The 26103-nt window shown below is 70.5% G+C and carries 23 protein-coding genes and 1 other RNA gene; 1 reads left to right on the forward strand and 23 read right to left on the reverse strand.

The features are described 5' to 3' along the window. Position 1: 1 nt before the first annotated feature. The 22 genes from ssrS to rpsU all read right to left on the reverse strand — a co-directional run bounded on the left by ssrS (position 2) and on the right by rpsU (position 24256). A non-coding RNA gene (gene ssrS, locus FWJ67_RS04490) (6S RNA) lies at positions 2-187 on the reverse strand. Between the two features lie 82 nt (positions 188-269). Next, positions 270-2078, reverse strand: coding sequence for an aspartate--tRNA ligase (gene aspS, locus FWJ67_RS04495; RefSeq protein ID WP_414482078.1), 1809 nt, complete (start codon positions 2076-2078; stop codon positions 270-272). A 5-nt stretch (positions 2079-2083) separates the two neighbouring features. Beyond that, the gene (gene hisS, locus FWJ67_RS04500; protein WP_304173360.1) at positions 2084-3373 is read right to left on the reverse strand and encodes a histidine--tRNA ligase; all 1290 of its coding nucleotides are present in this window, start codon (positions 3371-3373) and stop codon (positions 2084-2086) included. 150 nt (positions 3374-3523) lie between these two features. Then, positions 3524-5005, reverse strand: a complete 1482-nt coding sequence (locus FWJ67_RS04505) for a SurA N-terminal domain-containing protein (RefSeq protein WP_414482079.1) — start codon at positions 5003-5005, stop codon at positions 3524-3526. 153 nt (positions 5006-5158) lie between these two features. Further along, positions 5159-5608, reverse strand: coding sequence for a D-aminoacyl-tRNA deacylase (dtd, locus tag FWJ67_RS04510; RefSeq protein WP_304173362.1), 450 nt, complete (start codon positions 5606-5608; stop codon positions 5159-5161). Continuing rightward, complete coding sequence (locus tag FWJ67_RS04515) at positions 5608-7827, reverse strand: RelA/SpoT family protein (RefSeq protein ID WP_304173356.1); 2220 nt, start codon at positions 7825-7827, stop codon at positions 5608-5610. Before FWJ67_RS04515 ends, dtd begins: the two co-directional genes overlap by 1 nt. Before the next feature lie 2 nt (positions 7828-7829). Next, positions 7830-8348 (reverse strand): adenine phosphoribosyltransferase, encoded by a 519-nt coding sequence (locus tag FWJ67_RS04520; RefSeq protein WP_304173354.1) that lies wholly within the window; start codon positions 8346-8348, stop codon positions 7830-7832. Next, positions 8339-11161, reverse strand: a complete 2823-nt coding sequence (gene recJ, locus FWJ67_RS04525; protein WP_414482598.1) for a single-stranded-DNA-specific exonuclease RecJ — start codon at positions 11159-11161, stop codon at positions 8339-8341. The genes FWJ67_RS04520 and recJ overlap by 10 nt, the downstream gene beginning before the upstream one ends. A gap of 181 nt (positions 11162-11342) precedes the next feature. Continuing rightward, positions 11343-13010 (reverse strand): ABC1 kinase family protein, encoded by a 1668-nt coding sequence (locus FWJ67_RS04530; protein WP_304173349.1) that lies wholly within the window; start codon positions 13008-13010, stop codon positions 11343-11345. A gap of 35 nt (positions 13011-13045) precedes the next feature. After that, the gene (gene secF, locus FWJ67_RS04535; protein WP_414482599.1) at positions 13046-13951 is read right to left on the reverse strand and encodes a protein translocase subunit SecF; all 906 of its coding nucleotides are present in this window, start codon (positions 13949-13951) and stop codon (positions 13046-13048) included. Beyond that, positions 13948-15156: a protein translocase subunit SecD gene (secD, locus tag FWJ67_RS04540; RefSeq protein ID WP_304173344.1), complete on the reverse strand. Its 1209-nt coding sequence runs from the start codon at positions 15154-15156 to the stop codon at positions 13948-13950. The genes secF and secD overlap by 4 nt, the downstream gene beginning before the upstream one ends. A gap of 76 nt (positions 15157-15232) precedes the next feature. Beyond that, the gene (locus FWJ67_RS04545) at positions 15233-15940 is read right to left on the reverse strand and encodes an HD domain-containing protein (RefSeq protein ID WP_414482600.1); all 708 of its coding nucleotides are present in this window, start codon (positions 15938-15940) and stop codon (positions 15233-15235) included. An 18-nt stretch (positions 15941-15958) separates the two neighbouring features. Continuing rightward, entirely contained in the window at positions 15959-16375 is a 417-nt protein-coding gene (yajC, locus tag FWJ67_RS04550; RefSeq protein ID WP_304173340.1) for a preprotein translocase subunit YajC, read from the reverse strand. Beyond that, on the reverse strand, positions 16375-17538 hold the full coding sequence (tgt, locus tag FWJ67_RS04555; RefSeq protein WP_414482601.1) for a tRNA guanosine(34) transglycosylase Tgt: 1164 nt from the start codon (positions 17536-17538) through the stop codon (positions 16375-16377). Before tgt ends, yajC begins: the two co-directional genes overlap by 1 nt. Before the next feature lie 11 nt (positions 17539-17549). Continuing rightward, positions 17550-18602: a tRNA preQ1(34) S-adenosylmethionine ribosyltransferase-isomerase QueA gene (queA, locus tag FWJ67_RS04560; RefSeq protein ID WP_414482602.1), complete on the reverse strand. Its 1053-nt coding sequence runs from the start codon at positions 18600-18602 to the stop codon at positions 17550-17552. 15 nt (positions 18603-18617) lie between these two features. Further along, on the reverse strand, positions 18618-19043 hold the full coding sequence (locus tag FWJ67_RS04565) for a cytidine deaminase (RefSeq protein ID WP_304173366.1): 426 nt from the start codon (positions 19041-19043) through the stop codon (positions 18618-18620). 68 nt (positions 19044-19111) lie between these two features. Next, positions 19112-19510, reverse strand: a complete 399-nt coding sequence (locus FWJ67_RS04570; protein WP_304173368.1) for a diacylglycerol kinase — start codon at positions 19508-19510, stop codon at positions 19112-19114. Continuing rightward, the gene (gene ybeY / locus FWJ67_RS04575; protein WP_304173370.1) at positions 19500-19976 is read right to left on the reverse strand and encodes an rRNA maturation RNase YbeY; all 477 of its coding nucleotides are present in this window, start codon (positions 19974-19976) and stop codon (positions 19500-19502) included. The genes FWJ67_RS04570 and ybeY overlap by 11 nt, the downstream gene beginning before the upstream one ends. Before the next feature lie 80 nt (positions 19977-20056). Further along, a complete protein-coding gene (locus FWJ67_RS04580; protein WP_304173373.1) occupies positions 20057-22192 on the reverse strand; it encodes an HD family phosphohydrolase in 2136 nt (711 codons plus the stop codon). A 223-nt stretch (positions 22193-22415) separates the two neighbouring features. Then, on the reverse strand, positions 22416-23603 hold the full coding sequence (locus FWJ67_RS04585) for a sporulation protein YqfD (RefSeq protein WP_304173376.1): 1188 nt from the start codon (positions 23601-23603) through the stop codon (positions 22416-22418). Position 23604: 1 nt separating this feature from the next. Next, the gene (gene yqfC / locus FWJ67_RS04590) at positions 23605-23934 is read right to left on the reverse strand and encodes a sporulation protein YqfC (protein ID WP_304173378.1); all 330 of its coding nucleotides are present in this window, start codon (positions 23932-23934) and stop codon (positions 23605-23607) included. Positions 23935-24070: 136 nt separating this feature from the next. Next, complete coding sequence (gene rpsU, locus FWJ67_RS04595) at positions 24071-24256, reverse strand: 30S ribosomal protein S21 (RefSeq protein WP_304173380.1); 186 nt, start codon at positions 24254-24256, stop codon at positions 24071-24073. A gap of 380 nt (positions 24257-24636) precedes the next feature. On the opposite strand from rpsU, the gene phoU reads away from it, so the two are divergent. Continuing rightward, entirely contained in the window at positions 24637-25347 is a 711-nt protein-coding gene (gene phoU, locus FWJ67_RS04600; protein WP_304173382.1) for a phosphate signaling complex protein PhoU, read from the forward strand. A 3-nt stretch (positions 25348-25350) separates the two neighbouring features. On the opposite strand, the gene FWJ67_RS04605 is transcribed toward phoU, so the two are convergent. Beyond that, complete coding sequence (locus tag FWJ67_RS04605; RefSeq protein WP_304173384.1) at positions 25351-26061, reverse strand: metallophosphoesterase; 711 nt, start codon at positions 26059-26061, stop codon at positions 25351-25353. Between the last annotated feature and the right edge of the window lie 42 nt (positions 26062-26103).

Below are 26103 nucleotides of genomic sequence, written 5' to 3' on the forward strand. Positions count from 1 at the left end.
AAAGCACCCCGCCGTGCCGCTGGGGACCTGACCGAAGATGAACCTGCTCTCGGCAGGTGGGTGCCCTCCTGCCCGCTTCCGACGTCCCCGCTCAGGGGCATGCCTTCCACGGCCAGAGTTCCAGGCTCCCCGGTTATAGGTGTTGGCTCATACATGGTCAGATTGACCACGCACACGGCAGAGCGACGCTCTCGGCAGGCCCACTATACCACACGGCCAGCCGGTCTGCAACCGCCCTCTTCCCGCCAGTTTCGCGCCGGCCGCCAGGTTCACGACTGGGCGAGCGCCTCGGGGGCCAGGCGGATGTTCAGCTCCCGCAGCTGCGCCTCGTCCACCGGCGAGGGCGCCTCGGTGAGGAGGCAGGACGCGCTGGCCGTCTTGGGGAAGGCGATCACGTCCCGCAGGGAGCTGGCCCCGCACATCAACATCACCAGGCGGTCCAAGCCCGGCGCGATCCCACCGTGGGGCGGGGCGCCGTACTGGAGGGCCTCCAGGAGGAAGCGGAAGCGCCGCTGGGCCTCCTCTGGGCCGATCCCCAAGAGGTTGAAGATCCGCTGCTGGACCTCCATCCGGTGGTTCCGGATGGAACCGCTGCCCAGCTCCACCCCGTTGAGCACCAGGTCGTACGATTGGGCCCGGACGGTCAAAGGCTCCGACTCGAGCCGGGGTAGGTCCTCCTCCACCGGCGCGGTGAAGGGGTGGTGCGCGGCCACCAGGCGGCCCTCCCCCTCGCTCACCTCGAAGAGGGGGAAGTCGACGATCCAGGCGAAGGCCCACCGGTCGGGCTCAATCAGGCCCAGGCGCTCACCCAGCTCCACTCGGAGCCGGCCCAAGAGCTCGTTGACGGCGTGGGGCTCGTCGGCGGCCAGAATGGCCAGGTCGCCCACCTCCACCCCCAGGGCCTTCTGGATCCCCTCAAGCACCTCGGGTTCCAGGAACTTGGCCACGGGCGAGCGGACCTCATCGGGCAGGAAGACCATCCAGATGAGGCCCTTGCCCCCCAGCTCCTGGGCCCGGGCCACCAGCTGGTCCAGCCGGCGGCGGGGCCAGTCGGCCTGGCCCGGCAGGCGGATCCCCTTCACCCGGCCGCCCTGGGCCACCGTCTCGGAGAAGACCCGAAACGCGCTGTGCTGGACCGCCTCCGACACGTCCACCAGCTCCAGGCCGAAGCGGAGGTCGGGTTTGTCGGTGCCGTAGCGGTCCATCGCCTCCGCGTAGCTGAGGCGGGGGAGGGGCAGGGGGATCTCCACGCCCAGCACCTCGCGGAAGACGTGGGCGAAGAGGCCCTCGGTCACCGCCAGCACATCCTCCCGGTCGACGAAGGCCATCTCCATGTCGATCTGGGTGAACTCAGGCTGCCGGTCGGCCCGCAGGTCCTCGTCCCGGAAGCACCGGGCGATCTGGTAGTACCGCTCCAGCCCGGCGATCATGAGGAGCTGCTTGAAAAGCTGGGGCGACTGGGGCAGCGCGTAGAAGCTCCCGGGGTGGACCCGGCTGGGCACCAGGTAGTCCCGGGCTCCCTCGGGGGTGCTCCGGGTGAGGATGGGTGTTTCGATCTCCAGGAAGCCCTGCCCGTTCAGGTACTCTCGAACCGCTTGGGTCACCCGGTGGCGGAGGATCAGGTTCCGCTGCATCTCGGGGCGCCGCAGGTCGAGGAAGCGGTAGCGGAGCCGGACGGCCTCGTCCACATCGCCCGGGCGGTCGATGGAGAAGGGCAGCGGGGCCGAAGCGTTGTAGACCACCAGCCGGCTGGCCACCAGCTCCACATCACCCGTGGGGATCTTGGGATTCTCCATGCCCGGCAGGCGCTTGCGGACCTCCCCCTCCACCCGGACGACGTACTCGTTCCGCAGGCGCTCCGCCGCGGCAAAGACCTCCTCCCCCACCTCCTGGGGGTTGAAGACCACCTGGGCCAGCCCGCTCCGATCCCGAAGATCGACGAAGATCAACCCGCCGTGGTCACGGCGGCGATGGACCCACCCGTTGAGGGCCACCTGCTGGCCCACATGCTCCAGCCTGAGCTCGCCGCATCCCATGCGGGCCAGCTGCACCCGCTTCCCTTCGGTTCCATCGCTCATGGGCGTCACCTCCGCGGGGCGCCGTCGGTCGCGGCTTCCCGAGATCTGGTCAGGGTCGCAATCAATTGGCCGGCGTCCACGATCTGCTGGGCGCCGGTGGCCATCTCCCGGAGGACCACCTGCCCCTGGGCCCACTCGGCCTCCCCCACCACGACGACCCACTGGGCGCCGGTCCGGCCGGCCACCTTCATCTGGGCCTTGAGACTCCGATCGCCGTACTCGGTGGCCGCCGCAATGCCGGCCCGCCGCAGGCGGAAGGCGAGGATCCGGGCCGCCTCCTGAACGCCCTGGCCCGCCGCGGCCACGAAGACCTCAGGAGGCCGCGCCTGGCCCAGATCGGTCCCCTGCCGCTGAAGGGTGAGGATCACCCGGTCCAGCCCTGAGGCGAAGCCCACCGCCGGCACCGAGGGACCGCCCAGCTCCTGGACCAGCCCGTCGTACCGGCCCCCACCGGCCACCGCGTCCTGGGCGCCCAGGCTCTCCGCGGTGATCTCAAAGACCGTCTTGGTGTAGTAGTCGAGGCCCCGGACCAGGCGGCTGTCCACCCGGTAGGGCACCTGGAGGCGCTCCAGGTAGCGGCGGACCGCGGCGAAGTGGTCGGCGCACACCTCACAGAGGAAGGCCGTCGTCTCCGGCGCCTCCGCGGTGGCCGCCCGGCAGGCCTCGCTCTTGCAGTCCAGGACCCGCAAGGGGTTGGCCTCCCAATTGCGCTGGTGGCTGGGGCACAGGCGCTCCACCCGGGGGCGCAGGTAGTCGAGCAACGCTTCCCGGTAGCGGGGACGGCAGTTGGGGCAGCCGATGCTGTTCAGCCGCAGATCCAGGCCCTGGAGGCCCAAGGATTGGTACAGGTCATAGGGGATGAGGATGGTCTCCGCGTCGGCCGCGGGGTCTTGGGTCCCCAGCACCTCCGCCCCCAGCTGGTGGAACTGGCGGTACCGGCCGGCCTGGGGCCGCTCGTAGCGGAACATGGGGCCCAGGTAGTAGACCTTTACCGGCTGAGGCCCGCTCTCCAGGCGGTGCTCCAGGTAGGCCCGGACCACCGAGGCGGTCCCCTCGGGGCGCAGGGTGAGGCTCCTTCCCCCCCGGTCGGTGAAGGTATACATCTCCTTAGAGACCAGATCGGTCCCCTCACCGATCCCCCGGACGAAGAGCTCCGTCGCCTCCAAAAGGGGCGTGCGGATCTCGGCATAGCCGTGGAGCCGGAAGAGCTCCCGCGCCCGCTCTTCCACCACGTGCCAGATCCGCAGCTCGTCCGGCAGCAGGTCCCGGGTGCCCCGGGGCGCCTGGATCCTCATCTGGGCCGCCCCCTCCGTGGCATGATGACCGCCCAGCGGGCGGCCGATCGTGGAGAAAGGACGGAACCAGCTTGCCTCGGTTCCGTCCTGAGCGATCAAACCCTCGTTCCAAACCCAGCCTTCCCGATGAGTCCGGAGACGGGCGGGCCGCTACGGCTGGGCCGCCTCGGCCTCGGGTTCCGCCTCAGGGGCCTCGCCCGCCTGGGAAGAGGCCTCCGCGCCCGCCTGCTCCTCCGAGGCCTCCGCCTCCAGCTCCTCCTGGAGCGCCTGGCGCCGCTGGAGCAGCTCCTGGATCTCCTGGAGCCGGGCCCGCACCTGGGCCGCCTCCTCCTCGCGCCCCATCTGCAGGTAGGTGCCGTACAGGTTAAGGTGGAGGGTCAGGTCATAGGGGCTGAGGTCCGACGCCTTCTGGTAGGCGGCCACCGCCTCATCGTCCCGGTCCGCCTCCCGGAGCAGGTTCCCCAGGAGGAGGTACAGGTCGGGATCCCGGTCAAAGGTGGCCACCGCCTGCTGGGCCGCGACGATGGCCCCCTCCTGATCGCCCTGCCGGTTCAGCACCTGGGCGAGCAGGCCGTGGAGGTAGGGATTCTGGGGGTCGGACGCGATGGCCTGCCGGAAGGCCTCCTCCGCCGCCTCCAGCTCACCCTCGGCCAGGTGGTGGAGGGCCCGCAGGGTGGGGTCGTGGATGACCAGCTGGGCCTCCTCCTGCCGCTCCCGGAGCCACGCCTGGTAGGCCTCCTGCCGCTTCTGGGCCAGGAGCTGGGCCTCGAGCTGCTCCCGCTCCGCCTCAAAGGCCTCCCCCTCGGCCCGGCGCCACGCCACCGCCTGGAGGATCCGGAACCCGTTGGCCGTCTCGACGGGCGGGCTGATCTCGCCCTCGGCCAGCCGGAAGCCCGCCTCCACCAGGGCGGCGGGCAGGGTGGAGGCCCGGGTCACCCAACCCAGGTCGCTCTCGACGGCCTCCCCGTCCGCCGCCACCTCGGCGAAGGTGGCCCCGGCCGCCAGGCGTTCCCGCAGGGCTTCCGCGGTGGCCCGGGCCTCCCTCCAGCCTTCGGCATCGTCGGGGTCCGCCTCGATGAAGAGCTGCCGCAGGTGGACCGCCTCGTAGGCGCGGGCGACCTCCTCGTCGCTCACCTCCACCTGGGCCGTCACCTGCTCCCGCAGGTTCCGCAGCCGGAGGCTCTCCTCCACCTGGCGGCGGACATGGGTCTCGTTCAGCCCCATCTGGCGGAGGGTGCTCCGGTACGTCTCCCGGTCGGGGAACTGGGCCCGGATGGCGTCCACCTGCTGGTCCACCTCGGCCGGGTCTACGGCCACCTTCATCGCCTTGGCCGCCTGCTGCTGGAGCTGGTAGAGCACCAAATCTTGGAGGGCATCGTAGCGGACAGCCTCCCGGGTGAGCCCGCCCACCCGGGCCCCCTGGGCCTGGAGGAGATCGATGCGGTAGGCCAGCTGGCTGTTGAGCTGGGCCGCCTGGAGGGGCTCACCGTTCACCTCGGCGACGACCGCCGTCGCCCCCGCCGAGCCGCCGCCCCAGAGGTTGACGCCGCCCACGTAGACCAGCGTCCCAACGAAGGTGATGACGACAATGAGGACAATCCACTTGGTGCTGCGGCGCAAGGCTTCAAACATGGTCGTGAAGCTCCCTCCCCGGCCCCCAGTCGGTCAACGCCGGGGCACGGCTTGTACACAGCGCCATTCTAACCGAAGGGCCAGAGCGTGTCAAAGGCAGGCTCTGGGCCGCCCCAAGGCCCTTTTCCCGCCCCGGGAGAGGCCCCGATCGGGCTAAAACTCGCCTTCACTTGAGAGGAGAAGGGTGACGGGCCCATCGTTGACCAGCTCCACATCCATGTGGGCCCCGAAGCGCCCCTGGGCGACGGTGAGCCCCAGCTCCCGCAAGCCCGCCGCCACCGCCTCATAGAGCTCCTGAGCCTTCTCCCCCGACGCGGAGCGGGTGAAGCTGGGGCGCCGGCCCCGCCGGGCGTCCCCGTAGAGGGTGAACTGGGAGACGAGGAGGATGGCGCCCCCCACCTCCTGGACCGACCGGTTGAGGCGCCCCTCGTCGTCGGGGAAGATGCGCAGGCCCGAAAGCTTCCGGACCATCCAGGCCACATCCTCGTCGCCGTCGGTGGTGGCCACCGCCAGGAGGACCAGCAGCCCCCGACCGATGGCCCCCACCGTCTCGCCATCCACCTGGACTGAGGCTCGAGAGACTCGCTGAACGACGGCACGCATCACGTTGGCCGGGCCCGCGAGACCCGGGAGACCCCCTTGATCCGCTGCAAACGCTCAATGATCTCGTTCATTTGCTGGGTGTTCCGGATGTCGACCACCAGGTTGATGTAGGCCATCCTCCCCCGGGTGGTCCGGGCGTTGACCGCTTCAATGTTGGTCTTCCCCTGCTGGGAGACGGCCTCCATCACCTGGGTGAGGAGGTTGGTCCGATCCATGGCCTCCACCTCGATCTCCACGGGGAAGCTCAGCTCTTGGCCGTCGGGCGCCTGGGAGACCCACTCCACCCGGATCTGCCGCTTCTCCCGCTCGGTCAGGGAGCGGACGTTGGGGCAGTCCTGGCGGTGGATGGAGACCCCCCGTCCCCGGGTGATGTAGCCGATGATGGCGTCCCCGGGCACAGGGTTGCAGCACTTGGAGAAGCGGACCAGCGCATGCTCCAACCCCGGCACCCGGACCATCTGGTAGGGCTGGATCCGGCTGCGCCGGCTGGGACGCTGGTGCATGCGGCGCCACCGCTGGCGGAGCTCCTTCACCCGCTCCTCGCCCAGCACCCGGCCCAGGGCCTGGTTGACCGTCCAGGTGCCGAAGCCGATTTGGGCGTAGAACTCCTCCTCGCCCGACAGTCCTGCCCGCTTGGCCGCCTCCTCAATGTGGTCCACGCTCAGGGCGGCCGGATCCACCCCCAGCCGCTTGGCCTCCGCCTCCAGAAGCTCCCGGCCCCGCTGGGCCATCTCCGTCCGGCGGGACTCCTTCAGGTACGCCCGGATCTTGCTCCGGGCCTTGGAGGTCTTGACGAAGGAGAGCCAGTCCTGGCTGGGGGTGGCGCTCTTGGAGGTAAGAATCTCGACAAACTCGCCGTTGCGCAGCTGGTAGTTCAGGGGGACGATCCGCCCGTTCACCTTGGCGCCGGCACAGTGGAGGCCGATGTCGGTGTGGATGGAGAAGGCAAAGTCCACCGGGGTGGACCCGGCGGGGAGGCTCCGCACATCCCCCTTGGGGGTGAAGACGAAGACTTCGTCCTCAAAGAGGTCAATCTTGAGGGTCTCCATGAACTCGTGGGGATCTTTCATCTCCCGGAGCCACTCCATGACCTCCCGGAGCCAGGCCACCTTCTTCTCAAACTCCATGTTGGAGCGGTAGCCTTCCTTATAGAGCCAGTGGGCGGCGATCCCCTTCTCGGCAATGCGGTGCATCTCCCGGGTCCGGATCTGGATCTCCAGCGGGTCGCCCTTGGGCCCCACCACCGTGGTGTGGAGGGACTGGTAGAGGTTGGACTTGGGCATGGCGATGTAATCCTTGAACCGCCCCGGGATGGGCGTCCAGAGGGTGTGGACCAGGCCCAGCACCGCGTAACAGTCCCGGACCGTCTCCACCACGACCCGGATGGCGATCAGGTCGTAGATCTCGTTCAGGTCCTTCCCCTGGCGCCGCATCTTCTGGTAGATGGAGTACAGGTGCTTGGGCCGGCCGTAGATGTCCGCCTGGAAGCCCCCCTCGTCCAGGCGTCCTTTCAGAAGGCGGAGGGCCTCCTGCACCTCCGCTTCCCGCTCCTGCCGTTTCTTGGCCAAACGCTGGGCCAGGGCGTAGTAGGCCTCCGGGTCCAGATGGCGGAAGGCCTGGTCCTCCATCTCCCACTTGAAGCTCCACATCCCCAGGCGGTGGGCCAGGGGCGCGTAGATCTCCAGGGTTTCCCGGGCAATCTTCTTGCGGCGCTCGGGCGGCAGCGGGTCCAGGGTCCGCATGTTGTGGAGCCGGTCGGCCAGCTTGATGACGATCACCCGCAGGTCCTCGGCCATGGCCAGGAACATCTTCCGCAGGGATTGGGCCTGGTGCTCTTCCCGGGACTGGTAGGGGATCTTGGAGAGCTTGGTCACCCCGTCGACCAGGAGAAGGATCTCGGGCCCGAACCGTTCCTCCAGCTCCTCCCGGGTGACGGCCGTGTCCTCCAGCACGTCGTGGAGGAGGCCCGCCGCCAAGGTGACCACGTCCAGCTCCATCTCCGCCAAGAGCCGGGCCACCTCCAGAGGATGGCGCACGTACGCCTCGCCCGACTCCCGGAACTGGTTCCGGTGGGCCTGCTGGGCCGTCTCGTAGGCGCGCCGGAGCAACCCCACATCGGCCTGGGGGTTGTACGAGAGGACCCGCTGGACCAGCTCCTCAAAGAGCCGGTCCTCTTCGGTCATGACCGGCGCGTCGACGCGGTGGCCCGCTTCAGCCATGGCTACTCCTCATACCGGACCAAGGTGAAGATCTCCCGGTCACCCAGCTTGGCCCGGCCCCCGAGCGCGGCCAGCTCGATCATGAAGGCGAAGCCGACAATCTCCCCGCCCAGCTGCTCCACCAGATGGGCCGCGGCGGCGATGGTGCCCCCGGTGGCCAGCAGGTCGTCGACCAGAAGGACCCGCTGCCCGGGCTGGACCGCATCCCGGTGGATCTCCAGGGCGTCGGTGCCGTACTCCTTCTCGTACTCCACCCGCAAGGTGGCGGCCGGAAGCTTGCCAGGCTTCCGGACGAGCACGAAGCCCGTGCCCAGCTCGTAGGCCAAGGGTGCCCCGATGAGGAAGCCCCGTGACTCCACCCCGACGATCAGGTCCACACCCCGGTCCCGGAAGTGGTCGGCCATGCTCTGGACCACGTAGCGAAGTCCCTGGGGATCTTTGAGGACGGTGGTAATATCCTTGAAACTGATGCCGGGTTGGGGAAAGTCGGGGATCACCCGAATCATCTGCTTCAGGTCCATGGACCCGCCCCTCCTCGCAGTAGATCCTGCACCCGGGCGAGCCCGCCGGAGAGGGCGATCTCGCTGATCGCGGCTGCGACTCGCTTGCTGCGAATGCCCTTAGTATACCGTACAGAGCCGTTCAAGTCCAGCTTCCGCCCTGGCGGCGGGGCCAGGTGCACCCGGAGCCGCCCTCCCTCCTCCTCCCAGGTGAGGAGCCCCAGCTCGGCCAGAACCGCCAACCCCTCCTGCACCGTCCGGGCCGCAAAAGGGAGCCCCGACGCTTCCGCCAGAGCCTCCGCCGCCCGGCGGGGATCCAGCTCGGTGCCACCTGACCGGAGGTACCGGTAGAGGGCCACCAGGCGCTGGCGGCCGGGGTAGAGCATCTCCACCTGACGTTGGAGCCGCTCCAGCCGGCCCCGGCTGAACCGAAGGACCAGCGGCCGGCCCGCCGCGGCCCGGCCCAACCGGCGCCAGCCTTCCCGGGTCCAGGGCGGGCTCCAAAGGACCACCGGGCCCTCCCGCCGGGCCACGGGCGCGGCGGCCGTTGCCACCGCCCAGAGGGCCTCCCCCGGCGGCTGGTACGGGGGCGCTCCCTTCCCCTCCAGCTGGGGACCCAGCGGGCCCAGGAAGGCGACTCGCTCCCGCTCCCCCTTGAGCTGCCAGCGGAGCGCCTGGACCAGCTCCACCGCCTCCCACAGGTCGGGGGTGTAGAAGGTGACGGGCCCCTCCCAGAAGGGGAGCCCCTCCTCCTCCCGTTGGTCCACCACAGCCGGGAGCTCCTCGCCCGGGGGCCACTCCTCCCCGCCGCCCGGCCCGTCCTCGACCACCAGCAGGGGCCCGTCCCGGGCCTCTTCGGAGAGCCAGGCGGCGAGGGCCGCCCAACCGCTCCCCGACCGCTCCGGGCTGGGCTGGAGCTCCCGCACCTCCAGCTCCAGCCGCTCCACCCCCCGGTAGGCGTTCCGGGTGGGCCGGAAGGCCAGGTCCAGCCACCCGCCTGGCTCGGGGAAGCGGTCGGCCAGGCGGAAGGCGATGGCCTCCCAGGCCTCCCCGTCGGGGAAGAGGGGGACCGCGCCTTTCAGGTGATCCCCTTCCCGCCCAACCCGCCGCCACTCGGGCCAGCCGGCCACCGTCAGCCCGGCCCGGGACGCCTCACCCCGCTCGGGAGCCCAAAGCCAGCGGGGGAGGGGCTCGCTGAAGGCGGGCACCTCGGGCGTGCCCAGCAGGGGCTCGGGGTTCCCCACCCCGAAGGGGGCCAGCTTCGCCCACTGGTCCAGCAGGCTCCCATCCAGCTCCGCCGGGTCCGCGAAGCAGTCGATCCGCAACCGGGGCCGCAGGGGCTCGTCCCCCAACCGCTCCCGGGTGACCGCCTCAAAAGCCTCCCGGAGGGCCGGCACCCGGTCCGGGGCCAGGGCGAAGCCGGCCGCCATCGCGTGGCCCCCAAAGCGGATCAGGTGGTGCTGGCAGGCGGCCAGGGCCTGGTAGAGGTGGAAGCCGGCCACGCTCCGGGCCGAGCCCCGGCTCTCCCCGTCCTCCAAGCCGATGACCAGGGTGGGCCGGTAGAACTCCTCCACCAACCGGGAGGCGACGATCCCCACCACCCCAGGGTGCCACCCCTCGCCAGCCACCACCAGGCTGACGGCCCCCGTCTCCACCAGCTCCCAGGCCTGCTCCCGGGCCTCCTCCAGGATGGCCCCCTCCAGGGCCTGCCGCTCCCGGTTGAGCCGGTCGAGTTGCTCGGCCAGAGGCTCGGCTGCGGCGGCCGAAGGCGCGAGCAGGAGCCGGACGCCCAGGGTGGCGTCCTCCACCCGGCCGGCCGCGTTGAGGCGGGGCGCCACCTGGAAGGCAACCTGCCCCGGCGTCACCGCCCCCGGCTGGAGCCCCAGCCGCTCGATGAGCCGGGCCAAGCCGGGCAGGCCGGCCGGGTCGCCCAGGCGCCGGAGGCCGTGGGCCACCAGGATCCGGTTCTCCTCCACCAGGGGGACCACGTCGGCCACCGTCCCCAGGGCGACCAGATCCAGGTACTCGAAGGCCTCCTCTTCCCGGCCCCGCCGCGCCAGGAGGGCTTGGGCCAGCTTCCAGGCCACCCCCACACCGGCCAGCTCCAGCCACGGCGGGTGCCCCTGGGCCAGCCGGGGGTTGACCACCGCCGCCGCCTCGGGCAGGGCTTCCGGCACCTGGTGGTGGTCGGTCACCACCACGTCCAGGCCCGCCTCCCGGGCGGCGGCCACCTCCTCCCGGGCGGTGATCCCGCAGTCAACGGTGACCACCAGGTCCGTCCCCCGGGCCCGCAGCGCCAGCAGGCTCTCCCGGTGGAGGCCGTACCCCTCGTCCAGGCGGTTGGGCAGGTGGTAGGCCACCTGGGCCCCCAGCCGGCGGAGGACCAGCACCAGGAGGGCGGTGGCCGTCTGGCCGTCCACGTCGTAATCGCCGTAAACGCAGATGCGCTCCCCCGCCGCCAGGGCGGCCTCCACCCGCGCCACCGCGGCCTCCATGCCGGGGATGGCCCAGGGGCTCTCCAGGTCTTCCAGACGGGGATGGAGGAACCGGTGGGCCGCCTCGGGATCGCCCAGGCCCCTCCGGACCAGCACCTCGGCCACCAGGGGGTGGAGGCCCAGATGCCGCTCCAGCCGCGCCGCCTGCTGCCGGGCCGCCTCATCGAGGGGCTCAGGCCAGACCCATTCGGGCGTCACCCGGGGCCGGGCCGCCCGGCGTCGTCCCGGGAGATCGGACGCATGGCCCAAGGGAAGGCTCATCGGGACCAGCCCCCAGCGGGCTTCCACCCGTTCCTCCCGGCCCGGGGCCCCTCCCCGGGCGGGGACGGAGGGCGCCACGCCCACCCCTCCCGGGCAGGTCCCGGCGTGACCCACGAAACAGCGAACCCAACCACTCCTCCGGACTGGTCCGACACCCACGCGCCTCCCTTACGGGCTGGCCTGAGGCCGGGTCCCAAGGCCGCCAGCCTCTTCCAGCCCCGACCCTACTTCGCCAAGGCTCGGCCCCACCCTCTTGAGCCTACCTTCGGAAGAGGCTGATGAAGAGGAGGGCCCCGAGGAAGGCGAGCAGAGCCAGCAGGAACCAGGTAAGGAGGGGCACCCCTGCCAGATGGGGCCCGGGAGCCACCCAGAGGCTGAAGACCAGGGCGAGGAGGGTGGCGGCGAAGACGACGCTCACCCCCAGCTCCCGTACCGCCCGCTCGATCCGCCGGGCGTGGGCGTCCAGGCCCCGGGGGTCCACCTGAAGCCGGAGCCGGCCCTGGCGGGCCTGGGTGGCCAGACCGGCCAGCTCCTGGGGGAGGCGGCCCCAGAGGGCCGCCGTGTGGGAGAGGTCCTCCCAAACCCGGCGGCCCACCCGGCTGGGGGCCAGGCGGCGGGTCATGAGGCGGCGGACGAAGGGCGCGGCCACCTCCACCACATTGAAGGAGGGGTCCAACTGGCGGCCCAACCCTTCAACTCCCACCAGCACCTTGGCCAGGAGGAAGAGCTCGCTGGGCAGGTGGATCCGGTGGCGGTGGATGAGGCGGAGGAGTTCCGCCACCGTCTCCCCCACGGAGACCTCCGCCAGGGTCCGGCCCCAGTGGGTGTCGATCAGCTCCCCCAGATCCCGGCGGAGGGCGGCCTGGTCCGTCTGGGCGTCCAAGGCCCCCAGGGCGTCCAGGGCCTGCACCGCCTGCTGGGGCCGCCGGTCCACCAGGGCCTGGAGGAGGCTGACCACCCCTTCGATGGTCTCCTCGTCGATCCGGCCCACAATGCCGAAATCCATCACCGCCAGCCGGTTGCCCGGCTCCACGTAGAGGTTGCCGGGGTGGGGGTCACCGTGGAAGAAGCCGTCCACCAGGACCATCTTCATGAAGAGCTGGGCGCCCCGACGGGCCAGAAGCCGCCGATCGATGCCCGCCCGGTCCAAGGCCTCGAGATCGGTGATCCGCCAGCCCCGCAACCGCTCCATCACCAGGACCTGGCGGCTGCTCCACGCCCAGTAGACCCGGGGGAAGTGAACCCACGCCCAGCCCTGGAAGTTGGCCTGAAAGCGCTCGATGGTCCGGCCTTCCCGCAGGTAATCCAGCTCCTGGCGCACCCCATGGGCGAGCGCGTCCACCAGGGCGACGGGATCGAAGGGGAGGTGGAGGCGTCCGGCGGCCAAATGGGCTAAGGCCGTCAGGAGCTCCAGATCCGTCGCAATGAGCTGCTGCACCTGGGGGCGCTGGATCTTGATGGCCACCTCCGCCCCGTCATGGAGGACACCGGCGTGGACCTGGGCAATGGACGCGCTGGCCAGGGGCTCAGGATCCAGGCTGCGGAAGACCTGGTCCAGGGGCCGGCCGCCCAAGGCGTCCCTCAGGGCCGGCTCGAGGACTTGGAACGGGACGGGGGGCACCTGGTCCTGGAGGCGCTGGAGCTCGTCCAAGATGTCGGGGGGCACCAGATCGGGACGGGTGGAGAGGAACTGGCCCAGCTTGATGAAGGTGGGCCCCAGCTCCTCCAGGGCCTGGCGGAGCCGGGCGCCTCGGCTCTGAAGGACGCGCTCCTCCCGGCGGCGGAAGCCCGGCCGGAACCGTTCCAGGCCCAGCTCCTCCAAGAGGAGCCCGAACCCGTACCGGCCCAGAACCTCCGCCACTTGGCGGTACCGGCCCGCCAGCCGGCGGCGTCGTGCCAGGGGCCCCAGGGGGGCCTCGCCGCCCATCATCGCCCCCCTTTCTCACCCAGCCGGCCGCCCGGTCAGGAGGCCCGGGCCTGCCGGGCCCGGCCCGACCGCCCGCTCAGCCACTGGGTCCAGCTCACCCAGAGGGGGCTGGCCACACAGAGGGAGGAGTAGGTCCCCACCACAATCCCCACCAGGAGGGTCATGGCGAAGACCTTGAGGGTCTCGCCGCCCAAGATCAGGAGAGCGGCCACCGCGACAAGGGTGGTGACGCTGGTGTTGATGGAGCGCCGCAGGCTCTGCTGGATTCCCAGGTTGGCCAGCTCGGCCGGCGACAGCTTGGGCTCCCGAGCCCGCGCCTCCCGGATCCGGTCGTAGACCACGATGGTGTCGTTGATGGAGTAGCCTACCACCGTCAAGAGCGCGGCGATGAAGGAGGTGTTCACCTCCCAGCCCAGGAAGGCGACGGCCCCCATGGCGATGATCACATCGTGGAGCTGGGTGAGGATGGCCATGAGGCCAAAGCTGGGCTCAAAGCGGAGGGAGACGTAGATCAGAATGCCCACGGCGGCCAGGCCCAGGGCGATCAACGCCTTCCCGAGGAGCTCCTTGCCGACCACCGGGTGGACTACTTCCGTCCGCAAAACCTGGACGGAGCCTAGCCGTTCCTCCAGGACCCGATCGATGGTGGCGATGGTCTCCGGGCCCAGAGCCCGGACCCGGATGAGGAGGCTCCGGCCCCCGTCCAAGTGCTGGATCTGGGGGGTGCCCAGGTCCGCGCCCGCCAGGGCGGGATCGGCCAGGGCCTCCCGGACCTCCGTCTCGCTCACCATCCGGCCGAAGGCCCGCTCAAGGAGGGTCCCCTCGGTGAAGTCGATCCCCGCGTTGAGGCCCCTGGTCGCGAGCAGGAGCAAGCTCCCGACCACCAAGACAGCCGAAATGAGATAGAAGATGCGGCGGTGCCCCACCCAATCGAAGGTCACTTCACCAGCCCCCTTGCGGCCGTGGTGCCGCTCAACCAGTGGGGATTCCGGTCGGTGATCAGCTCCAGAATCCAGCGGGTCGCCACGATGGCCGTGAACATGCTGATCAAAATCCCGATGGAGAGGGTAACGGCGAAGCCCTGAACGGGACCCGTCGTGGAGAAGAAGAGGACCGCGGCCACGATCAGGGTGGTCACGTTGGCGTCCAGGATGGCCCGGAAGGCCCGGGTGAAGCCTGCCCGCACCGCCGCCCGGGCCCGCTTGCCCGCCCGCAGCTCCTCCTTGATCCGCTCAAAGATGATGACGTTGGCGTCCACCGCCATTCCGATGGAGAGGATGATCCCCGCCAGGCCCGGCAAGGTGAAGGTGGCCCCCAGAAGGACCAGGGCGGCCAGGTCCAGGAGCAGGTAGAGCAGGAGGCAGAAGCCCGCCACCGCCCCTGCCACCCGGTAGAAGGCGATCATGAAGAGGATGACGAGAACCCCGCTGATGATCCCCGCCTGCCAGCTGCTCCGCAAGGAGTCGGCGCCCAGGCTGGGGCCCACGTGACGGACCTCCACAGGCTCCAGCGGTACGGGGAGCGCCCCGCTCTTCAGCTGGATGGCCAGGTGCCGGGCCTCTTCCAGGGTAAAGTTGCCCGTAATGATCCCCCGGCCCTGGGTGATGGGCTCCTGGACCACCGGGGCCACCAGGAGCTCCCCGTCCAGCAGGTGCGGAATCTGGTACCCCTGCCAGAGGGTGGTGAGCTGGGCGAACTTCCGGGCGCCTTCCTCGGTGAAGGTGACATCCACCGCGGGACGGCCCAGCTCGTCCCGGCCCAGATGGGCGTCGGCCAGATCGGCGCCGGTGAGGACCGTCTGGCCGAAGGGATCCTGGATCTCCAGCTGGGCCGTCTGGCCGATGACCCGGATGGCCTCGTGAGCGTCCTGCAGACCCGGCAGCTCGACGATGATCCGGTCCCGGCCCTCCCGCTGGATGACGGGCTCCACCACGCCCAACCCGTTGACCCGCCGCTCCACCACGGCGAGCGCGCCCGCCATGGCCTCATCGGTGACCGCGTCCCCGCCGGGCACCGCCTGGAGGACCACATGGACCCCGCCTTGGAGGTCCAGGCCCAGGCGGAACGGGTTCAGGTAGAGCACAGCCAGCCCGGCCACCACCAACAGGAAGAGGGTGAGGATTTGCCAGCGATGTCGCTTGACCACGAGTACGGCCTCCCCAGGGAGCACAACCCCACACTCCGGACAACGGGCCCATTATACCGTTGGCTGTAAAGGGGTGTCAAAGAAGCTTGGCCCCGTTCACCTCCAGGCCAAACTGACAGCCGAGGAACTCCGCCGCCCGCCGGCACATCACCATGCGGGTGAGGAAGATCTCAAAGTACTCCATCACCGGACAGATCTCCGTTTCGATGGTCAGGGTCAGGGTGATCTGCTTGGCCTGGGGCTCCACGTTGAGGAAGGAGTGGACCACCGCGTAGTTGACCCGGTCGTGGATGTCGAAGGTGGCCACGTCCTTGTTGCGGACTCGGGAGCGGTGGACGTCGGTCTTGTCCGCCAGGATGACCGCCGCGGAGACGTCGTTGACCGGGATCCCCTCGGGCTCCTCGTGGTTACCGATGGCGCCCATGATCACCCCGATCTCCTGGTAGGGCATGCCCATCTCTTCCAGGATCCGCCCCACCAACACCGCGCCCGTGATCCAGTGGCGGTCCCGGCTGATGCAATTCCCCAGGTCGTGGGTGTAGCCCGCGATCTCGCCCAGCTCCACCACCCGCTGGGGCCGCCCCAGCCGCCGCAGGATGTTGCCGGCGATGCTGGCCACCAGCCCGCAGTGCCGGTGCCCGTGCTCGGTGAAGCCCATGGCCGCCAGGTGGATGTCGGCCTGGCGGAGGTACGCGTCGATGGCGGGGTGCTGCTTCACCTCTTTGAGGGTGATCACCCCCTGCCGCACCGCCGCCCGTTCCTCCTCCGGACGCCTGCCCGCCATCGACCGACCCCTCCTCCGTCACGCTCCGTTCTTGTTCGAATCACCCTCGCCGCCAGCCCCGTCCTGGGCCGCCGGCTGGTCTTCCACCTTGGCCTCCCCGGCCGTCGCCGCCTCCGCCTCTTCGTCCTTCACGTCAGGCAGGGTCTTGCTCTCCAGCACATGGCTGACGGCGTTCCGGGTCATAAGGAGCTCCACCCGGTCGGCCACCTTCAGCTTGATGGTCTCATCGGTGATGGCGACGATCTCCCCGTAGATGCCGCCGATGGTCACCACCCGGTTCCCTTTGCGCAGGTTCCGGAGCATCTCCTGCCGCTGCCGCTGCTGCTTCTGCTGGGGGCGGATCAGCAGGAAGTAGAAGATGACCAGCATCAGGATGAAGGGGAGGAGGCCGGCGATGAGACTGGGCTGGCCCGCCTCCGCCTGGAAGTAGAGCATTATCGGTTCACCTCCGTGGTTGGGGCCGGATCCGACCCCGGCGATCCTTGCCGCGGGGGGAAGAGGGCAGCCGCCTCCTGGCGAACCTGGGCAAAGGTGCCCTGCCGGATGGCCGCTCTTATCCTCTCCATCAGCCGCAGAAGGACGTACAGGTTGTGATACGTACCCAGCCGCGGGCCGAGGCTCTCCCCCGCGTTGAAGAGGTGGCGGAGGTACGCCCGGCTGTACCGGCGGCAGACTTTGCAGTCACACTGGGGATCGATGGGCTGGTCGTCCTCCGCGTAGCGGGCGTTCTTGATGGTGATGGGCCCTTGGCGGGTGAAGACCGTCCCGTGGCGGGCGATCCGAGTGGGGAGGACCGAGTCGAAGAGGTCGACCCCTCGGGCCACCGCCTCGGCGATGGCATCGGGCGAGCCCACGCCCATCAGGTAGCGGGGCCGGTCCGGGGGGAGCTCCGGGGTGATCACGTCGAGGAGCTGGTACATCAGCTCTTTGGGCTCGCCCACGCTCAGGCCCCCGATGCCGTACCCGGCAAAGTCCATCTGGGCCAGGTGCCGGGCGGCCTGGCGCCGCAGGTCGGGCTCCATGCCGCCCTGGACGATGCCGAAGAGAAGCTGGTCGTGGCGCCGGTGGGCCCGCAGGGCCCGCTCGGCCCAGCGTTCCGTCCGGCGGAGGCTCGCCTCCACCTCCTCCGGGGGCGGGCCCGGGTAGGGGAGGCACTCGTCCAGGACCATGGCCACGTCGCTACCCAGGAGTTCCTGGATCTGGATCGCCCGCTCCGGCGTCAACCGGTGGGTGGAGCCGTCCAGGTGGGAGCGGAAGGTGACCCCGTCCTCATCCACCCGCCGCAGGGAGCTGAGGCTCATCACCTGAAAGCCGCCTGAATCGGTGAGGATCCCCCGGGACCAGGACATGAACCGGTGGAGCCCGCCCAGGCGGTCGATCCGCTCGGCTCCCGGACGGAGGTAGAGGTGGTAGGTGTTCCCCAGGATCATGGTGGCCCCCAGCTCCTCCAGGTCCTCGCTGGAGAGGGTCTTGACCGTCGCCTGGGTGCCCACGGGCATGAAGGCGGGCGTCTCCACCACCCCGTGGGCCGTCACCAGCCGGCCGCACCGGGCGGCGGACGTCGGATCCTGGGCCGTCACCTCAAAGCTCCCGACCACCGCCACACCCCCTAGAGGATCAGCATCGCGTCGCCAAAGCTGTAGAAGCGATACCCTTCCGCCAGGGCGACCTGATAGGCCTGCAGGATGGCCTCCCGCCCAGCGAAGGCCGAGACCAGCAAGAGCAGGGTGGAACGGGGCAGGTGGAAGTTGGTGATGAGGGCATCGACGGCCCGGAAGCGGTACCCCGGGAGAATGTAAAGGTCCGTCCAGCCACTGCCCGCCTCCATCACCGGGCCCCTTCCCCTGGCCTCGGTCTCGAGGGCCGCCGACTCCAAGGCGCGGACGGTGGTGGTCCCCACCGCCACCACCCGTCCCCCTCGGGCCCGGGCCCCGTTGACCGCCTGGGCCGTCTCAGGGGGCACGGCAAAGTACTCCCGGTGCATGGGGTGTGCCTCCGCCTCCTCCTCGGTGACGGGCCGGAAGGTGTCCAGCCCCACATGGAGGACGACGGGCACCACCGCCACCCCCAAGGCCTCGATCTGCTCCAAGAGCCTCGGCGTGAAGTGGAGCCCAGCGGTGGGGGCCGCTGCGGACCCCGGTTCCTTGGCGTAGACCGTCTGGTACCGCTCGGGGTCGGCCAGCTCCCGGTGGATGTAGGGCGGGAGCGGCACCTGCCCCAGAGCCTCCAAGACCTGGTCCAGGGAGCCCTCATGGACCAGCCGGACCCGGCGGACCCCCGCCGGGCTGTCGGGTCGGCTGGGCAGCACCTGGGCTCGGAGTTGCCCGCCGCCGAAGACCAGCCACTGGCCCGGCCGGAGCCGCCGGCCGGGGCGGGCCAGGCACTCCCACGCCCCGTCGGCGTCAGGCCGGAGGAGGAGGAGCTCCACCACCCCGCCTGTTCCCTCTTTCTCCCCCACCAGGCGGGCGGGCCGGACCCGGCTTTCGTTGACCACCAGCACATCGCCGGGGCGGAGGTACTGGGGCAGCTCCCGGAAGATCCGGTGCTCCAGGCGGCCGTCGCCGCGATGGAGCACCAACAGCCGGGAAGCATCCCGAGGCTCCACCGGCTCCTGGGCGATGGCCTCGGGCGGCAAGGTGTAATCAAAATCGGCCATCCGCACGGCCCACCGCTCCCCTCAGCCGGGCTGGGGGCCCAGGTGATCGGGGCCAAAGGAGCGGGGCAGGAGCTCGTCCAGGGTCGTGACCTCCACCGGCCCGTCCTCGCCCGCCATGATCACCCGCATCTCGAGGCCGAACTCCCGCAAGACCTGGCGGCAGGCCCCGCACGGCCGGCACGGCTCATCGCCCGGCCCGACCACCGCCACCGCCACCAGCTGCCGGACACCGGCCGCCACCGCCTGGAAGACCGCCACCCGCTCCGCGCAGATGGTGAGCCCGTAGGAGGCGTTCTCGATGTTGCAGCCCTGGAAGATGCGGCCATCAGCCGCGCGCACCGCCGCCCCCACCGGGAAGCGGGAGTAGGGGGCGTAGGCCCGCTCCCGCGCCAGGCGGGCTGCCGCGAGCAGCGCTTCGTCCTCGTCCCGAAGCCATGCCTCCGCCATCGGATCCAGCCTCCCCCCGCCTTGCGCATACGGCCCCCATTATACCAGAAGCTGCCAAGGGACGGTACCTAGCGGAACCAGAGGGCAAAAAGCCGGGGCCCGAAGAGGAGACCGCCCACCACCGCCGCACCCACAGCGCAGACCAAGACCGCGGCCGCGGCCATGTCCTTGGCCCGCCGGGCCAGGGGATCGGCCTGGGCCTGAACCAGATCGACCACCGCTTCCAGGGCCGAGTTGAAGAGCTCCGCGGCGATGACCACCGCGCAGGTCAGCGCTACCAAGGCCAGCTCCCCCAGGGGCAGCTTCAAAAGCCAGGCGGTGGCCAGGGCGGCGGCGGCCACCACCAGGTCGATGCGCAGGTTCCGCTGGGTCCGGAAGGCCAGGCGGAACCCTTGCCAGGCGAAACGGACCGATTCGGCCAAGTTCCGGGCCCGGTGCCACCCGGGGTCGGTCTGGTTACGTTCCATGGCGCGGCAAACCCGCCCTTCCCAGGATCTCCTCCTGGAGAGCGAACATACGGGCCTCCTCCGCCGGCGTCTGGTGGTCGTGGCCCAGCAGGTGAAGCAGGCCGTGCACCGCGAGGAAGGCCGCCTCCCGCTCGGGGCTGTGGCCAAAGGCTTCGGCCTGCCGGTAGATGTGCGCGAGGGAGAGGACCACGTCGCCCAGCACGGGCGGGACCTCGTCGGCGGGGATGGGCGCCCCCGGTTCCAGTTCCAGCAAGGGGAAGGAGAGGACGTCGGTGGGCGCGTCTACCTGCCGGTACTGGCCGTTGAGCCGCCGGATCTCCTCGTCGTCCACCACCGCTAGGCTCAGCTCCGCCTCGGCCGGCAGGCCCAAGACCTCCGCCGCCGTCGCCAAGGCCCGCGCCACCGCAGGCGCCACCCGCCGCCAACCCTCCGTCTCCGCTTGGGAACCGGTGATCACGACCTCCACTGGCTCACGCCCTCTCCGAAAGCCTGTCCCTTGCCCATCCTGGACAGCAGCCTGCTCCCCGCTGCCGGCCTGTCCGCGCCCTACCCGCGCCGGGCCTGCATCTCCCGGACGATCCGCTCGGGGTACTCGACCCGGGTGTGGTAGACGCCGTTCAGCACCTTGACGAAGGCGTTGGCGATCTTGTCCAGGTCCTTCATGGTCAGCTCCGACTCATCCAGCTGGCCCGACTCCAGGCGGGCCTTGATCTGCTTGCGGACCACGCCCTCAATCCGGCCCGGCGTCGGCCGGCTCAGGCTCCGCACCGTCGCCTCCACCCCGTCGGCCAGCATGAGGATGGCCGTCTCCTTGCTCTGGGGCTTGGGCCCCGGATAGCGGAAGTCCTCCTCGTCCACGGTGCCGTCCCGGCTGGTCTCGACCGCCTTGTTGTAGAAGTAGCGGACCAGGTCGGTCCCGTGGTGTTCAGCGATGAAGGCGCTGATCACCGCGGGCAGCCGGTACTCCCGGGCCAGCTCCAGCCCGTCCCGCACGTGGGAGAGGATGATCAGGGTGCTCAAGGAGGGCGCGATCTTGTCGTGGGGGTTCTCACCCCCGAACTGGTTCTCGGTGAAAAAGTAGGGCCGGCGGATCTTGCCGATGTCGTGGTAGAGCGCGCCCACCCGGACCAGGAGGCTGTCACCCCCCGTCGCCTCCGCGGCCGCCTCGGCCAGGTTCCCCACCATGATGCTGTGGTGGTAGGTACCGGGGGCCTCCAGGAGGAGCCGGCGGAGCAAGGGCTGGTTGGGGTTGGCCAGCTCCAGGAGCCGGATGGCGCTGGTGATGCCAAAGGCCGTCTCCAGGTAAGGTAAGAGCCCCAGGGTGCCCACCGAGCTGACCAGGCCGTTGACCAGCCCCACCCAGGCGTGGGAGCCCAGCACCGGCCGGGCCCGGGCCAGGCTCAGGGCCAGCAGGGTCAGGGTGCAGGCGAGCCCCACCCACAGCCCGGCCCGGGTTACGTCGGACCGCTGGGAGGCCCGGTTGACGCTCAAGATGGCGGTGATGCCGCCGACGAGCGCCACCACCATGGGCTCCAGGGCGTAGTCGGTCACCAGGCCCGTCACCAGGGCGGCCACCAGGGTGGTGAGGACGGCCACGTGGGCGTCGATCAGGATGGTGATGAGCATGCTGCCCAAGGCCACGGGGATGAGGAAGGGCGCGCCGTCCCAGCTCCAGAGGGAGACGATCCGGGCGAGGAGGGCCACCAGCACAAAGACCAGGGCGACCAGGCCCAGCTGCTTGGTCTCCCGGCTGACCTCGGGCCGGAACTGCCGGATGGCCAGGGCACTCAAACCCACCAGACCGTAGGCCACCAGCGCCAGGCCCAACCACGAGGCGTACGGCCGCTCAGGGCGCAGGATACCCAGATCCTGGAGGAGCTGGATGGTCTCCTGGGTGGCCACATCCCCCCGGCGGATGATCATCTGCCCCGGCTGGACCACCACGTCCGGCACCGAGCGCCGCGCTTGCTGCTCCACCCGCTGGACCGCCTGGGGGTCCAAGGTGAGGTTGGGCCGCAGGTTGGTGGCCACCACCAGGGTGACCAGCCGCCGCTCCGGCTCGGCCAGCCCCGTCTCGGGTAGGTACTCCCCCACCTGGGCCCGGAGGGGATCGAGGCTCTCGCTGGTCACCCGCTGGGTCCGGAGGATCTCCTCCACCGTGTCCCGGCTAATCTCAGCCAGGCGCTCCAGCCGGGCCGGCCCCGCCTCGAGAACGGGGCGGACCGTGGACGCAGGCAACGAGACCCCCGCCTCCGCCAGGATCTCGACGGCCTGGATCACCTGGGCATCGGTGACCCCCGCCGCCTCCTCGGTGTCCGGCGTCGCCACCTGGATCAGCCGGTGGAAGAGGCCCTGCACCTCATCGGCGGCCAGAACCCCGACGGTGGTGTTGATCCGGTAGTTCTCCGGGTTGTTGGCCGCGTTCCGGACCGCTTCCCGGGCCGCCTCGTCCCGGAGCCGCTCCGTCGCCACCCGGTTGACCACCGAGCGGGGGGCCTCAATGTCCCGGGCCGCCACCTCCCCCACCCGCAGGTCGACGCCTGTGGGGCTCTTGAAGGCGAGGATGAGGAAGAGGACCAGGCCTGTCCCAAGAAAGAGCCAGAGGCGCCCGTCGATGGGCCGGCGGAACCATGCCCCCGCGGCCCGCGCCGACGCGGCCACCCGTTTGGCAACCTCACCCATCTCCCAACCCCCCGGGCCGGCCCGAGCCACTGCGGACTCCCCAAGGGACCGCAGATTCGCGTGTCGAGTCAAGCCCTCACCAGCCAGTCTCCAAAGCGTTCCCTCGTGCTCGCCACTGGATCACACCTAACTCTAGTCCCAATGGACGGGCCGGTCAAGCGGAGCTCCTGGAGGGGCAGGGGCGACGGCCCGCCTGAGGCAGGAGGGACCAGGCGGGGCACACCTACTGGTAGGGCACGAAGAGGCCGATCTCCTCCAAGGTCTCCACCCGGACCCGGACCCCCACCCGGTCGGGCCCGGGCCGGTAGGTCTCCACCGTCTCCTCCAGGATGGTCGCGCCCTCGCCCACCCGCTCGTCAATGACCTTCCGGGCCCGGGCCTCGGCCTCCGCCCAGGCTTGGGCCAGCGTCCGCTCCACCCGCCGCTCGACCGTGGGCCAGCGCTCGTCCAGCTTGAGGGTCACGGGCAACCGGAAGGGCCCGATCTGGATGGGCATCCGCCAGGAGACCACCCGGGCGGGCTCCGGTTTGGGCCCGATCATCAGGCTCCTGCCCGCCACCTCCAGGCCGTAGCTCCGCCGGCGGGGGCCCACCACCTCCTCCACCACCTCCACCAGGGGGAGCTCCACCTGGCTGTCATACCCCACCCGGGCCCGCACCACCCCCTCCGCCCGGACCACCGGTGACTGGCCTGAGCGGAGCCGGCTCTGGTGCTCCAGGCTCTCCCCGGCCAAGAGCCCCCGGATGAGCACCTGCCCCCGCGCGACGGTCTCGCCGGGGGCCACCTCCAGCTGGCCTTGGAAGGCGACGGCCTGGACCACCACCCCATCCCGGCGGGCCACCAGGTCTCCGGGGGTGTCCGCCCCCAGGGGTGGGGCGTTCCGCTCGGCCACCCGGATCTGGGCCCGGACCCCCTCCACCTGGACGTCGGCCCAGGTGAGCCAGGGATGGGCCAAGAGGAGGCCGTCCTCCACCCGCCTCAGATCCAGCTCCCGGCGCATCGCTCCGGGGTGGAGCCCCAGCCGGGCGGCCTCCGCCTGGATCTCCTCGGCCCGGACCCGCTGGGTCCCCACCACCTCCACCACCCAGATGTAGGAGGAGAACCAGAGGGTGAGGAGCAGGCTCAGGCCCAGGCCTGCCCAGAAGAAGGGATGGCGCCGGGCCCGGGCCAGGAGAAAGGGCAGACCCACCCGCTCCAGGAGCCGGACCTGAACCTGGCGCCGCCGGGCGATGGGCCGCAGGAGGCGGAGGTGGTGCTGGAGCACCCGCCCCACCGCCAGCGAGGGCCCGTACCGTTTCAGCCCGAAGAAGGGAACGGCCCGGCTTGCCTCGTTGAGGAAGGCCTCCAGGCGCTGGCCCCGGAGGCGGAGGATGACGTACCCGGTGATGAAGCGCCGCCAGCGATCCCGCACCTTAGGCCCCCCCGTCGGGGAACGGGGTGTAGTCGATCTGGTCGATCCGGCCCCGGAGGACCAGCTCCCCGCCCGCCAGGCGCTCGATCTCCAGACGCTGGCCCACCACCCGCAGGGGACCCAGCCGGCTTTGGACCACCACCTCCTCGTCGCTGAAGCGGAGGAGCCCCCGGTGGTTTTCCAGCAGGCACCGGTCCCGGCCCACCACCGTCGCCCGAGGGAGGTCGAGCATCACCTCCTCGGGCAGTTCCAACCAACCCACCAGCCGCTGCCAGGGACGCGCTGGACCCTGACCGGCCCGGCGGCCCGTGCCTTCGTCCCAACGGCCCATACGCTTCCCCCCGCGGGCATGGGAGACAACCTCGCTCTAGGAGCCTATGCGGGGCGGGCCGCTCCAAGAACCGCCAGCCCCCGGAGCCTGAGGCGAGACAAAAAGACCCGGGATCACCCCGGGTCTCACCCTTCCCTCACCGGCTCCGCCGGCGCTGCTTCCGCCGAGCCGCCTCGGCCTTCTTTTTGCGGCGGACGCTCGGCTTGTCGTAAAACTCCTTCCGACGCATGTCCTGCAAGACCCCGGACCGCCGCACGCTTCGGCGAAAGCGCCTGAGGGCTTGGTCGATCGATTCGTTGGGCCCAACGCGGACCTCCGACACTCCATCTCCCCCCTTCCGGGGAGCAGCAGACCCTCACAGAGCGAGTCCGGGGGCCGACCGGCTCCGGCCTAAGCTTCCGACCCCCCGCCGGAGGCGATGCCTCGCCTGCCGGGCGTCGCCTCTTCTCCCGGCGGTGGTCTTTGTGTGGTGCCCGTTCGGCGCGCTGCCGCCCAATTCCTTCTGCAACCCTTGGCAAGCGCGCACAAGCGCGCCAACTCTGACCCTGATCCCCAGGGCGGGCACCCCCGGGGGGCCGTTGGCGGCGGGCCGTCCTGGTAGCCCGGAAGCCCAGGCGGTATAATGGAACCCACAGCAGGGTCCGCCGCCGGCCTTGCGACGGATGGGGGCGTCGGTCCCCGAGGGGAGGGAGCGTTCCCAGAATGGCCCGGCAAGCCTACGAGAACGACCTGCAGCGCCTCAAGGAAGAGCTGCTCAAAATGGGGGGCCTGGTGGAAGAGATGATCGCCCTGGCCACCCGCTCCATCGCCGATCGGGATCCGGAGATGGCCCGGCAGGTCATCCGCATGGACGACCTGATCGACCAGATGGATGGCCGCATCGAAGAACGGTGCATGCGGCTCCTGGCCCTCCAGCAGCCCCTGGCCCGGGACCTGCGCCTGGTGGGCGGTGTGCTCAAGGTTGTCACCGATCTGGAGCGGATGGCCGACTACGCGGTGAACATCGCCGAGATCACCCTCCGCATCGCCCAGGACCCGCTGATCAAGCCCCTCATCGACATCCCCAGGATGGCCTCCATGGCCCAGGAGATGACCCGCCAGAGCCTGGACTCCCTGGTGAGCCAGGATGTGAAGGCGGCGGAAGCCGTCTGCCTCGCCGACGATCCGGTGGATGAGCTGTACTCGGCCCTCTTCGACGAGCTGATCGGCTTCGTGCTGCAGGGAGGCGATGCCCGCCGGGCCAGCCAGGCCATCAACCTCATCTTCGTCGCTCGCTACCTGGAGCGGATCGCGGACCACGCCACCAACATCGCCGAGCGGGTGATCTACATCGTCTCCGGCCAGCGGGTGGCCCACCAGCTCAAGGGCCGCCGCATGGAGACGGGCGACGCCGCCCGCTCGCCGGAGAGCTGAAGGTTAACGGCCCTCCAGGAGCGGGTTCAGCAGCACCGGCTCGAAGCGGACGTAATCGGCCGCCACCAGCTGGTACCGGACCCCCCGCACCTCGGGGGGCGGGGCGGCCTTGGCCGCCGGCCCGTGGAGGTGGCCGTAGACACACAAGGGGACCTGGAACTCTTCCAAGAGCCGGGTGAAGAGGGTGGGCCAGCCTTGGGCATCGCAGGGCGGGTAGTGCATCATGGCCACCACCGGCCGGAGCCCGGCCTCGGCCGCGGCTTCCAAGGAGAGCCGGAGGCGGATGGCCTCCCGCTGGTAGACCTTCTCATCGTGCGGTTCGAGGCCCTGGCTGCCCGGGATGAGCCACCCGCGGGTGCCGCAGACCGCGCGGCCGTCCCCCAGGTCGAAGCAGTCGTTCTGGAGGGCGTGCACCCCTTCGGGGAGGGCGGCCCGCACCTTGCTGATGGAGGACCACCAGTAGTCGTGGTTCCCCCGCAGGAGGAGTTTCCGGCCCGGGAGGCCGCCGATGAAGGCGAGATCGTCCGCGGCTTCCTCCAAGGTCATGGCCCACGAGATGTCCCCCGGCACCAGGACCAGATCGTCGGGGCCCACCCGCTCCCGCCAGCGGGCGGCGATCTGGGCCGGGTGGTCCCGCCAGATGGGATCGAAGATGTCCATGGGTTTCTCCTGGCCGCCGGGCAGGTGAAGGTCGGCCAGCGCGAAGAGCTTCACCCACGCTCCCTCCCTGGATGCCAAGACCGCTCGGCTTTGGCC

The sequence above is a fragment of the Limnochorda sp. genome (genome assembly GCF_047459355.1).
GTDB lineage: Bacteria > Bacillota > Limnochordia > Limnochordales > Limnochordaceae > Limnochorda.